This is a genomic window from Rhodococcus sp. DMF-1, assembly GCF_021441945.1.
GTDB lineage: Bacteria > Actinomycetota > Actinomycetes > Mycobacteriales > Mycobacteriaceae > Rhodococcus > Rhodococcus ruber.
On record NZ_CP090442.1, the window covers coordinates 5588298 to 5600499 of the forward strand.

The 12202-nt window shown below is 71.1% G+C and carries 12 protein-coding genes; all 12 read left to right on the forward strand.

Annotation, left to right across the window (positions count from 1 at the left end; translation table 11 throughout):
- Positions 1-36: 36 nt before the first annotated feature.
- The gene (locus LZP97_RS25760) at positions 37-1809 is read left to right on the forward strand and encodes a terminase large subunit domain-containing protein (RefSeq protein ID WP_048772476.1); all 1773 of its coding nucleotides are present in this window, start codon (positions 37-39) and stop codon (positions 1807-1809) included.
- Between the two features lie 153 nt (positions 1810-1962).
- Positions 1963-2277 (forward strand): hypothetical protein, encoded by a 315-nt coding sequence (locus tag LZP97_RS25765; RefSeq protein ID WP_152693011.1) that lies wholly within the window; start codon positions 1963-1965, stop codon positions 2275-2277.
- A gap of 3 nt (positions 2278-2280) precedes the next feature.
- Positions 2281-4140, forward strand: a complete 1860-nt coding sequence (locus LZP97_RS25770; RefSeq protein WP_048772470.1) for a hypothetical protein — start codon at positions 2281-2283, stop codon at positions 4138-4140.
- Complete coding sequence (locus tag LZP97_RS25775) at positions 4133-6793, forward strand: phage minor head protein (protein WP_161800541.1); 2661 nt, start codon at positions 4133-4135, stop codon at positions 6791-6793. The genes LZP97_RS25770 and LZP97_RS25775 overlap by 8 nt, the downstream gene beginning before the upstream one ends.
- Before the next feature lie 2 nt (positions 6794-6795).
- Complete coding sequence (locus LZP97_RS25780) at positions 6796-7038, forward strand: Acb2/Tad1 domain-containing protein (RefSeq protein WP_152693010.1); 243 nt, start codon at positions 6796-6798, stop codon at positions 7036-7038.
- Positions 7038-7307, forward strand: a complete 270-nt coding sequence (locus tag LZP97_RS25785) for a glutaredoxin domain-containing protein (protein WP_048772463.1) — start codon at positions 7038-7040, stop codon at positions 7305-7307. The genes LZP97_RS25780 and LZP97_RS25785 overlap by 1 nt, the downstream gene beginning before the upstream one ends.
- A complete protein-coding gene (locus LZP97_RS25790; RefSeq protein WP_048772461.1) occupies positions 7304-7654 on the forward strand; it encodes a hypothetical protein in 351 nt (116 codons plus the stop codon). Before LZP97_RS25785 ends, LZP97_RS25790 begins: the two co-directional genes overlap by 4 nt.
- Positions 7655-7822: 168 nt before the next feature.
- Entirely contained in the window at positions 7823-7969 is a 147-nt protein-coding gene (locus tag LZP97_RS25795) for a hypothetical protein (RefSeq protein ID WP_161800540.1), read from the forward strand.
- Between the two features lie 291 nt (positions 7970-8260).
- Positions 8261-9985: a major capsid protein gene (locus LZP97_RS25800; protein WP_048772457.1), complete on the forward strand. Its 1725-nt coding sequence runs from the start codon at positions 8261-8263 to the stop codon at positions 9983-9985.
- An 86-nt stretch (positions 9986-10071) separates the two neighbouring features.
- Entirely contained in the window at positions 10072-10815 is a 744-nt protein-coding gene (locus LZP97_RS25805) for a hypothetical protein (RefSeq protein WP_048772454.1), read from the forward strand.
- Positions 10816-10823: 8 nt separating this feature from the next.
- A complete protein-coding gene (locus LZP97_RS25810) occupies positions 10824-11129 on the forward strand; it encodes a hypothetical protein (RefSeq protein ID WP_048772451.1) in 306 nt (101 codons plus the stop codon).
- Entirely contained in the window at positions 11126-12166 is a 1041-nt protein-coding gene (locus tag LZP97_RS25815) for a hypothetical protein (protein ID WP_053085913.1), read from the forward strand. The genes LZP97_RS25810 and LZP97_RS25815 overlap by 4 nt, the downstream gene beginning before the upstream one ends.
- Positions 12167-12202: the final 36 nt, after the last annotated feature.

Genomic DNA, 12202 nt, shown 5'->3' on the forward strand with positions numbered 1-12202 from the left:
CATCGTCGCGTGCAACCACACGCCGAGGAGACCGAAGTGCCTGTCGACCCAGCCCGCGCCCGCGCCCTGATCGACGCGCACACCCACGGCTGGAACGATGAACAACGCGCCGCCCTCCTCACCCGCCTCCGCCAAGAAGCCACCCGCCGCGACATCGCCCGCACCCACCACACCGCCGGCGCCCTCGCCCGCCACTGCGACCCCCAAACCGTCCAGACCCCCGCGCTCGACGTCATCGACGCTGCCCTCGAGCAGGCCCTGTCGACCCCGAATGCGCGCGTGGTGATCTCCGTGCCACCGCAGGAAGGCAAATCCACCCGGGTCTCGGTGTGGGGCACCATCCGCGCCCTCGTCCAGGACCCGGACCGGCGCATCGTCCTCGCCTCCTACTCGGATGCGCTCGCGCGCACCCACGCCCGCACGGCCCGGAACATGGTCCGTGACCACGGCTCCGACGCCCACGACCCCCTCACCGGCCTACCCCTCCCCGACAAACTCGGCATCGCTCTCGCCGAAGACAAGAGTGCGGCCGGCAACTGGAAACTCCGCGGCCACCGCGGCGGCCTCTACTCCTGCGGCGTCGGCGGCTCCATGACCGGCCAACCCGCCGACATGGTCATCATCGACGACCCCCTCAAAGACATGCAGGCCGCCGACTCGGCGCTGGAGCGGCAGAAGGTCATCGACTGGTGGGAAGCTGTCGTCCAAACGCGCCTCGCCCCTGGCGCCCCGGTGATCATTGTGCAGACCCGCTGGCACGAGGAGGACCTCGCCGGTCACGTCCTCGCCCAGGACGAACCGCTCCCGGAGGGGGAGCGCAGGTGGCGGCTGGTGAACATCCCCGCCATCTCCGAGGCCGGGGTGCCGGACGCGTTGGGCCGGCCGCCGGGGGTGGCGATGGTGTCCGCCCGCGGCCGCACCCAGGCCGACTTCGAACGCACCAAGGACGCCGTCGGCCCCCGCGTCTGGTCCGCGCTGTACCAAGGCGCCCCCACTCCATCCGGGGGTGGTTTGTTCTCGCAGGAGTGGTTCGACCGCTACCGCATCCCCACCGTCGACGCCGCGGTGGTGCGGATCGTGTCGATCGACCCGGCCGAAACCGGCCGCCGCGACGAAGCCGGCCTGATCGCCGCGGCCGCAACCGCCGACGGGCGGGTCGTGTGGACCGACGACTGGTCCGGCCGCATGCAGTCCGACCAGTGGGCCCGCCGCGCCATCCTCCTCGCCCTGTCGACGGGGGCGACGGAGCTGCTGTTCGAGGCGTACACCACCGAGCAAACCTACGAGCGGGTCCTCAAGCAGGCATGGCGCGACATCCGCGACCAGGCCCGCCTGCTCCGCAACCACGGCGCCGAGAGTGCGGCCGCGGTGCTGGCGTCCGCGGAGGACGGACCCGCCACCCCCACCGACGCCGCGCAGCTCCTGCACGAGCTGGACGGCATCACCGTCCCCGACCAGACCGACCTGCCGCTGCGCATCCACCCCGGACGCTGGAAAGGCGACAAGATCGCCCGCGCCACCGGCGCCCGCCAAGCCGCCTCCACCGGACGACTCCGCATCGCCGGCACCCTGCCCGTCCTCGAGAAGCAGGCCGTGCACTGGCAGCAAGGCCAACACTCCCCGGACCGCATGGACGCCGCGGTCAACGCCTACAACCGACTGTGCGAGCTGATCGGCGCCGAAACCGTGATCGCCTCCCCGACATCGGTGGCGCAACGCGCCGCGGCCACCAGCGGAGCGGGTCGGGCGCGGCGTGGGGGAGCAGCCGCACTCCTCGGCCGGACCCTACCGACCAGCGGACGCGCCTGACCGGCACACCCCGCCCCTACCGTCCCGGAACTCATGGGCACCCTCATCCTCGGCGTGACGGTCCTGATCCTGCTCGGCATCTGCCTCTACGCCGTCAGCCTCCCACCCGAAGACTGACCCGCTCGGGCACCCCCGATTCCTATGGTGCCCGCCATGGCCGCCGTCTGGATCGTCGCGCTCCTCACCCTCGCCGCAGCACGCCTCACCCGCGTCCTGACCACCGACAAGATCGGCGAACCCTACCGAGCCTTCATCGTCCGACGCTTCGGCCCGGAATCCCTCGCCGCATACTTCGCGCACTGCGCCTGGTGCACCGGCATGTGGATCGCCGCCCTCGCCACACCACTCACCTGGTGGGCCGCCGGCCTACGCCACCACCTCCCCCTCAACGGGGGGTGGGCCATCCCCGCCCTCACTCTCACCGTCTCGTACCTCATCGGTGTTCTCGCACGAGCAGATTCGGAGTAGCCGGTGGCCCGCATCACCCGACGCCGCATCACCCCCACCACCCAGACCGCCGACACCACACCGGTGCCGGCGTCGCTGGTCGCTGCCGCCACCCCCGTCAACCTCTCGAAGAAACCTAAGTTCGGGACCAAGAGCAGCGGCGGCTGGCAATCCGAAGCCTGGGACATGTTCGACCAGGTCGGCGAACTGAAGTTCGTCACCCGCTGGCTCGGCAACAGCCTCTCCCGCTGCTCGATCGTCGCGTCCGACGTCGATCCCGTCACCGGCAAACCCATCGGACAGACCGAAGACCAGGCCGCGATCGAACTCGCCCGCGACATCGCCGGCGGCCCCGCCGGACAAGCCGCCCTCCTCGGCCGCCTCGCCACCTTCCTCACCGTCCCCGGCGAAGGGTGGATCGCGATCATCCACCGCACCCACCCCGACGGCACCGTCCTCGAGGAATGGCACGTGCTGTCCGCCGACGAGATCACCACCAAGGGCAAGGTCGTCGAGCTCATCCTCGAGGACAACACCAAGTACCTCATGAACCCGGATATGGACACCCTCACCCGGATCCACGTCCCGCACCCCCGCAAGGCCCACGAAGCCGACTCCCTCGTCCGCGGTGCGTTGCCGATCCTGCGGCGCATCGTGCTGATCTCCCAGTCGATCTCCGCCACCGCCAAGTCCCGCCTCGCCGGCAGCGGCATCCTCGTGCTGCCGCAGGAGATCTCCATGCCGGTCGCGCAACCCCCGACCGGCACCCCCGACCCCGACGCCCCCAACCTCCCCACCCCACCCACGCCGGTCACCCAGACCGTCGACGCGAACGACGTCGTCGAGCAGCTCGTCGAGGTCGCCGGCACCGCGATCTCCGACCCCGGCTCCGCCGCCGCCCTCGTCCCGCTGGTGATGCAGGCCAAGGGCGAACACATCAAGGACATCAAGCACCTCGAGTTCGGTCACGACCTCGCCGAAACCCAACTCAAGGTCGAGGAGGCCGGCATCCGCCGCCTGTCCCTCGAACTCGACATCCCCCAAGAGGTGCTGCTCGGCTACGCCGACTCCAACCACTGGTCCGCCTGGGCCTCGGAGGAGTCGTCGGTGCGCAACCACATCGCGCCGCTGCTCACCGTCATCTGCGACGCCCTCACCGACGGCATCTTCCGGCCGCTGCTCAAAGCCTCCGGGCATCCGGATCCGGAGCGGGTGACGCTGTGGTTCGACACCAGCGCGCTGACCGCCCGGCCGGATCGCAGTGGCGACGCCAAGGACGCCCACGGTGCCGGCGCGATCAGCAGCGAGGCCTACCGGCGCGAGATCGGGTTCGACGAGGACGACGCCTACGACATGACCACCGACGAGGGTCGGCAGCGGTGGGCGTGGGATCTGCTCGGCCGCCACCCGGAGCTGATCGACAAGATCGGCCACCTCGTCGGCCTCACCCCACCCCCCGCCCCGGGGGCGCCCGCGGGCGGCGGCCCGACGCCCGGGGTCGAAGCGGCACCGCCGGTGCGCGCCATCCCCGGCAGCCGCGGCACCGAACGCGACACCACGCCGACCGCATCGGACACCGGTGCCGCGGCGCGGCTCATGGCGGACCTGTGCGTGCGCCGCGCCCTCGAACTCGCCGGCAAACGCCTGCGAACCCGGGCCCTGCACACCCAGCTCGCCGACATCCCCATCGCCGAGACCTTCCGGCACGTCGACCCCGTAGATCGGGCGCGGGCCGCGACCCTGATCGACGGCTGGGATGCCGCCGTCTACCCCTCGGACTACGCCACCGCCCGAGTCGAGCCCGCCCGGTTCCGGGCCGCGGTCGAGTCCGCCGCCATCCACGCCCTGTCCACCGGCGAGTACCGGGAGGCCACCGGTGTCTGAACAGCAGGCGATGGAGGCGGAGATCAGAGCGTGGGAGGAGCAGCTGCACGCCGCGGTGCTCGAGGCGCTGCGCCTGTGGCTGCCCGTCGTCCGCGCCGCCGTCCTGCACGAACCCACCGGACTGGTGGCGGCGGGGGAGCAGGACCCCACCCAGCCCCCACCCCCGGCTGAGCAGCCGGTGGGGCAGGTCCCGCCACCGGACCCGGCCGCGGTCGTCGAGACCGAACCGATCTGGGGCAACATCCTCGCCGCCTATCTGCTCGTGCAGATCGCCGAACTGTGGAACGCGCGGCTGCCGCGGATCTGGCGTCGCCGCGGCCGCCGCTTCCGCCGCACCCACTCGACCCGGCCCCGCACCCGCACGGTGGTGCTGCTGCCCGGCGGTCGCCGCGTCGAACTCCCCCCGAACATCCCCGCCCCCGCCGCCGCGCCGGCCCTCGTGCCGGCCGGACCCGCGCCGCAGCCTGCGCCCACCGGTGGTTCCCGCACCGGCGGACCCATCCGCGTCCCCGAACCGGCACAGCCGCGCCCCGCCGAAACCAGACCAGCACCGTCCACCCCGCGCGGTGGCGGCACCGTCCGCGTCGACCGCACCCCGCCGACAGCGCCCGGCAGCATCGACCAGGACCCGCCCACCACCGACCCCGGCGACGACGGCGACCACGGCGGGGACGAGCCGATCATCCTGTTCGACCCGGACAACCGCGCCCGACAACGCGCACACCTCGACACCGTCGCCAACCGCACCTCCAATCTGCCCGACGACGTGTTCCGCGCCATCACCCTCGAAATCGACCGCGGCATCGCCAACGGAGAATCCCCCGCCGACATGCGCGACCGCATCGGCGCGTTCCTCGACATCGAATCCGAGGGCGGCTTCGAACGGTGGAACCGCCGCGCCCTGCGCATCGCCCGCACCGAATCGACGGACGCGTACAACGCCGCCGCCCTCGACGCCGCCTACGACGAAGAACAGATCTTCGGCGAACCGCTCGAGAAGGTGTGGCTGGCCACCGCCGACGACCGCACCCGCCCCTGGCACCTCGCCGCCGACGGCCAACGCCGCCCCCTGCACCAAGACTTCCGCGTCGGCGGCGAAGACCTGGCACACCCGGGCCGCGGCTCCGCCCGCAACCGCGTCAACTGCCGCTGCTCGATGATGATCGTCCCCGCCACCGACCCCCTGCCGGACGAATCCGATCGGCAGACCGAACGCGAACGCTCCGACGGCACCCGCCGCGACCCCCACGAAGTCATCCGCCGGCGCCGCGAACAAGAAGGCATCGTCCGAGACCGCGACCGCGACAACGGGTTGTCGGCATCCGCAGCACGGGAGGGAAACAGCATGCGACAGCAGTGGTCCGCGATCCTCGCCCCCATCGGCACACCCACCGCCGACGACCGGATCTTCGCCCCCGACGGCGACTACACCTGGCGGCCCTTCCCGCGGCCGCTGTGGTTCCAGCACGCCCTCGACAACGGCCACATGACCGCCGTCATCGTCGGCCGCATCCTCTCCGCCTCGGTCGCCGACGGGGTGATCGTCGGACACGGCGAGTTCTTCAACGCCGACACCGACGAGAACCAGGACGCCGTGCGCACCGCCATGCAGCTCGTGGCCGACGGGGTCATCGCCCCCAGCCTGGACATGGCCGAGATGGAATGGTCCATCACCGACCGCGACGGCCAGCCCATTCCCGACCAGGTGCTGCGCTCCGCCGCCGAACAAGGACTCGAGATCCCCACCTTGTTCACCATCCGCGCCACCACCTTCCACGGCGCCACCCTCGTCGGAAAACCTGCATTTGCCGAATCGAAGATCTGGCTCACCGACCTCACCGATGGGGACCTGATCGTCGACGGTGGACCGGCGGAACTGCTCGCCTCCGCCGCCGGCCCGCAGTGGCTGCCCGACGCCGCCGCCTTCGACGACCCGGCACTGACCGAGCTGACCCCGCTCACCGTCACCCCGGACGGACGGGTGTTCGGGCACCTCGCCGGGTTCAACACCTGCCACCTCGCCGTCCGCGACGCCTGCATCCTCCCGCCCCGCTCCCGGACCGAGTACGCGTTCTTCCACGTCTCCGAGGTCGACACCACCGCCGGAGCGTTGCCGGTCGGCAAGCTCACCGTCGGCGGCGGCCACGCCCACACCCGCGCCGGCGTGCAGGCCGCGCTCGCGCACTACGACAACTGCGGCGCCGCCTGGGCGTACGTCCGCGCCGGCGAGGACGAGTTCGGCATCTGGGTCGCCGGGGTCGTGCACCCCGACGCCACCGAAGCGCAGATCCGCGAAGGCGCCTCGTCTCCGCTGTCGGGGGATTGGCGCAAGGTCGGCGGCAACCTCGAGCTCGTCGCCGCCCTGTCGGTGAATACACCGGGGTTCCCGATCGTGCGTGGGGTGCGGGACGAGGCCGGCCGGGAGGTGGCGCTCGTCGCCGCCGGCGCCCTCCCCGTCCCCGAACCGGAGGCGCGGGTGGGGGAGTTGTCGGTCGAGCAGATCGCCGAGCAGGCCGCTGTCACCGCGGTGCGTGAGTATCGCGCCAGCGAGCAACGCAGCAGCACGGCAGCAGGATTGGCCCAGCGCCTTGGAGCCGATCGTGCCTCGCGCGCAGCAGCATTGGCCGCTCGCCTCACCCCGACGAAGGAGTAGCCGTGAGCCACGCCGACCAGCGCAGCACCGCGGACATCGACCACCGCTTCAGCTTCCACCCCGCCAGCACCCCCGACCGTGCCGCCGAGCACGAGAAGGTCCGCGAGGGCTGCAAGGCCCTGGCCCACTTCCTCGACGAGCTGCTGCCGGGCGGGCGGGAGAAGTCGCTGGCGCTGACCAATCTCGAGCAGACGATGATGTGGGCCAACGCCGCCGTCGCCCGCCAGACCCAGGCCGGCGCCTGATGCCCGAGTCTGCGGTCACCGTCTACTCGTCGCCGGCATGCATGCCGTGCCGCGCAACCAAACGCCACCTCGACCGCCTCGGCGTCCCCTACACCGAGGTCGACGTCACCACCGACCCCGCTGCCGCACAGACGCTGCGCGGCATGGGGTATTCGGCGACACCTGTGGTGACGGTGCAGCTGCCGGACGGGCTCGATCACTGGTCCGGGTACAAGGACGAGCGGTGCAACGCCCTCGCGTACCTCGCCGCCGAAGGAGTCGTGTCGTGACCTCCCCGGTGCTGACCGCCATCGCCGAAGCTCGGCAGGTCATCACCGCGCGCGGCATCGATCTGACGGTGGCACACAGCGCATACCAGTCGATGCACCCACAGATCAGCGCGACACAACTCGACCTTGCGCTCACAGCGGAGGTGGCGATCATCCTCCAGTTGTCCGGCCCGTACGACACCGAGTCCGTCGCCCGACAGATCGCGAACAGGTCGGGTGCCTTCCCGTGGGACGGCCCTGTCGGCAACGGCCTGACGCCCGAGTACTACCAGTCCTGCTTCCGTGAGATGGCGTCGGAGAAGGTCTTCATCGGGAAGCTGCTCGGCCTCATCAAGGAAGACGCATGATTCGCGGACTCGTGTGGTTCGGCATCGACACCGCCCAGCTGGTCCTCGACCTGCTCAAGATCGCCGCCGCCGAATAACCACCCCAGGGAGGAACGACATGGCACTGCGCTGGTGGATCCGCTTCCTCCTCGTCCACATCGCCCACCTCACCCGATAGGAGCACTCGTCATGGGATGCGGCTGCCGCAAGAACGCCAACGTCAAGTACGAACTCACCACCCCCACCGGAGAGAAGCGGATCTACCTGTCCGAGACCGAAGCCCGCGCCGCCCGCACCGGCTTCGGTGGCGGCACCATCCGCCTCCTCACCGAATGACCAGCGGCGCCGCCCGGGTGGGTCAAAGCGCAGCGGGCGACCCGACAAGAATCTGCGCAAAGGCCGCTTGGCCGGTTCACGCCCGTGCCTTCCCGGCTGCAGCAGCGCGCCCTGCCCGACCCGAGTAGCGTCGCCCCCTGGAGCCCCGAACCAACCCCATCCGGTTCGGGGCTCCACCATGTGCACCCCCATGTCCTACCGTCCGCGCCCATAGAGACGCCGTCTGGCTGCGGGCCGGGATCTCTCACGACCACACGAACACCTGTCGAGTCCTGAGAGGGGACCGCGATCATGGACTTCACCCTGCCCGACACGCTGCCCACCAGCCACGCCGAGCTCACCGACCTCGCCGCCCAGGCCCGCAGCGCCTTCTCCGCGCTCTACGACGCCCACGGCGCGAACCCCACCGCCGAGCAGCTCACCGACCTGACCACCCTCGCCGAGGCCGTCGAGCAGGTTGAGACCGCCGCCGCGCAGGTGCAGCAGGACGAAGCCGAACGTGTCGCCGCCGCCGCAGATCTCGCCGCCCGCCTCGCACCCGCCCCCGAACCGGAGGCCGCCCCCGAGCCGGAGGCTGCACCGGTCGAGCCCGCCGCCGAGCAGACCCAGCCGGCCGCCGAGCCCGCACCCGCAGACCCGGCCCCCGCCGAATCCACCACCCCTGCTCCCGCCGAGGAGGCCCTCGTGGCTGCCGCCAACACCCCGCAGCGTCGCTCCTTCGCCGGAGCCGGAGCCGCCGCCGGCCACAACCCCGCCGACGTCGCCCCCCAGCCGAGCCGCGAACTCGGGTTCCGCATGAACCCCAACGCCCCGCTCCACCAGGACGGCCTCGTCGACATCGCCACCGTCGCCCGCTCCATCGACCAGATGTCCGGCAGCTTCCGCTCCGGCGGCGGCATCGCCAAGGCCCACCTCGACGGCGCCATCGGCATGACCTTCGCCTCCATCTCCCGCGAGATCCCCGACGAACTGCGCGCCACCGAACAGAACATCGAGGACGTCCTCTCCCACGCCGCCGACGAAACCCGCCTCGACGGCGGCTCCCTCCTCGCCGGCGCCGGCTGGTCCGCCATCAGCGAGGTCATCTACGACTACCTCGACGTCGACGACGCCGCCGACCTGCTCGACCTGCCGGAGATCGGTGTCGCCCGCGGCGGCGTGAAGTTCCCCGTCGAACCGGACTTCTCCGCGGTGTACGCCGAAGCCATCGGCGCCTCCACCGTCGGCTTCGACCAGACCGAGGCGCAGAACATCGCCGACGCCACCAAGCCCTTCTACACCGTCCCCGCCTCCACCTTCGCCGAGCTGCGACTCGACGCGATCGGCCTGGCGATCCGCACCGGCATCCTCCAGGCCAAGGGCCACCCCGAGGAGGTCGAGAAGTACATCAAGCTCGCCCTCAAGGCACACGCCCACCGCGTGTCGAAGTACTCGATCAACAAGGTCGTCGCCGGATCCGGTGCCGCGCGGGTCATCGCCACCACCGGCACCCTCGGCGCCGCACCCGCCCTGCTGAACTCGGCGGAGCTCGCCATCGAGGACGTGCGCAGCAAGCACCGCATCCCGTCCTCGACCACAGTCGAGCTCGTCCTGCCGACGTGGGGCAAGCCGCTCGTCCGCGCGGACCTCGCCAACCGGGACGGTGTGCACCACGACCAGGTCGACGACGCGTACATCGACCGCTGCTTCGCGATCCGCAAGGCCCGCGTCCAGTGGGTCTCGGACTGGCAGACCTCCGCCACCGGACTGCCCGGCGTGGCCGGCGGCATCCTGGCGTTCCCGTCCACCATCCAGTTCGTGGCCTACCCGGCCGGCACCTGGGTCCGGGCCGTCGAGGACGTCATCGAGCTCGGCACCGTCCACGACAAGGCGTCGCTGGAGAAGAACCTGCAGACCGCCCTGTTCACCGAGGACGGTATCGGTGTCGCCAAGCGCGGTGTCGAGTCCCGCCTCTACACGGTGGCCACCCCGGTCTCCGGTGAGGTCGGCGCCCGCACCGTCCTGCCGCGCGTCTGATCCCTCCCAGCCCCTCTGGGGCGGCAACCACCGACCTGGTTGCCGCCCCAGGGACGGGCCACCGCACCTGAGATGGGAGGAACCCCGTGAGCTTTCCCGAACTGAACGTCGCCGGCACACCGGCGAACCCGCACACCGGCGGCCTCTACTCCGCCGCCGCCCTCGTCGAGCACAACGACCCCGCCCGGCTGACCACCGGCGTCACCGTCGACTGGGTCAACTCCGGACCGCACGGCGTGTTCACCGGCAGCTCCGACACCAAGGGCGGCACCCGCCCCGCCGAAGACACCTTCGCGTCGATCGTGGTGTGGGCCGGCGACCAAGCCGTCATGGTCGGCTCGTCGCTGCAGCAGGCATGGGACCGGGCCGCGCAGCTGCTGCGCATCACCGAATCCCTCGACGTCGAAACCCACCTCGCCACCGACCTCGCCGCACTCGCGGCCCCCGCACCGACCGACGGCACCGGCGGTCCGTTCGTCGACGTGCTCGGCGAGATCGAGCACGAGCTCGGCAAGACCGGAGTGGCCGGGGTGATCCACGCATCCCGACGTCACGCCGCCCTCGCCGCGCACCTCGGCCTGGTCGTCGCCGGACCGATGGGCCGGTTGCTCACCCCGCTCGGCAACGTGTGGGCGTTCGGCGGCGGCTACGACCCGCTCGGCAACAGCGTGGTCGGCACCGGCCCGGTCACCGTCCACCTCGGCCCGGTGACCCAGACCGAGGCCCGCGACCTCGAAACGAACGAACGCCTCGTCATCGCCGAACGCGAGGTCGTCGTCGCCTACGAGTTCACGCCCGTCGCCCGCACCATCACCGCGCCCACACCGTAGGAGCAACCATGTCCGACACCAGCATCCACACCGACGTGGTGGTGGAGGGGGACTGGGCCACCGTCACCGTCCACCACCCCGCCGATCTGCCCGACGTCGCCGCCCGCCTGCTCGCCGCCTCCGACGAGAACGGCGGGGTCACCACCATCACCGGTGCCGCGATCGGGTTCCGCGCCCCACTGGAGGTGGTCCGCGCTGCCGGCCTCGACACCGACGAGCCGGAGAAGCCGCGCAAGCGCAGCACCCGCAAGGCGGCACCCGCCGCTTCTACCGTCACCACGACCGTTACCACCAGTGAGGAGACCCACCGATGACCGCATGGAACGTCGTCAAGGGAAAGCGGCTGCGGGCCACGCGCGTCGACGCGTGCGGGCTCCCACTCGCCGGCCCCAAAGCCCAGCTCGTGACCAAGGGCTTCGTCACCGTCAACCTCGAACCCGAATGGGAAGACGCCGAGGATCTGATCCAGAAGAACGCCGACGGGGAGATCGTGGTTTCCGACCGCACCCCGCCGGAGATGAAGTGGCTCAACACTTCCGTCGAGTTCTGCAACGTCGATCCCGAGCTGATCAACATGCTCACCGACTACCCCCTCGTTCTCGACTGGGCGAACCTGCCCGTCGGCTACCGCATCACCGACAAGGTGAAGGTCGACGGCGCGGTCGCGCTCGAACTGTGGGCCGGCACCGCCGGATCCGACTGCGAGGTCCCCACCTCCGACGACATCTTCGACAACGCCGGCAACCTCACCAGCTATGGGTACTTCCTGCTCGGCGCGGTGAAGGAAGCCACCCTGTCCGGGATCGAGATCGGCGCGAACGTCGCCACCTTCACCCTCGAAGGCATCGCGGTGTCCGCGCCGCGGTGGGGCAAGGGCCCGTACAACGTCGTCCCGGTCGACGCCTCGAACACGCCGGGTAGGTTGCTGGTGCCGTTGGGTGCGAAGCAGTTCCTGCACAAGCAGCTCACCACTGTCGCACCCCCGGCGGTGACCGATGGTGCGGTGACGCTGACGTTGCCGTCGCCGTACTTCACGGCTCCCGTGGACGAGGTGCAGACGGTGACGGTGACCGGTGCGACCGGTGGCACGTTCACGCTGACGTTCGACGGTGAGACCACCGCGGGGATCGCGTACAACGCGGCCGCGTCGGCGGTGCAGTCGGCGCTCGAGGCGCTGTCGAACATCGGGGCCGGCGACGTCACGGTCACCGGCACGGCGGGTGGTCCGTACACGGTCACCTTCGCCGGGGCGCTGGCGGACATGAACGTGCCGGCGATGACCGCGGACGGTGCGTCCCTGACGGGCACCAGCCCGACGGTCACTGTCACGACCAGCACGCAGGGCGGATAGCCCACAACACCGGACGGCGGCCCGCCCCCAGACGCC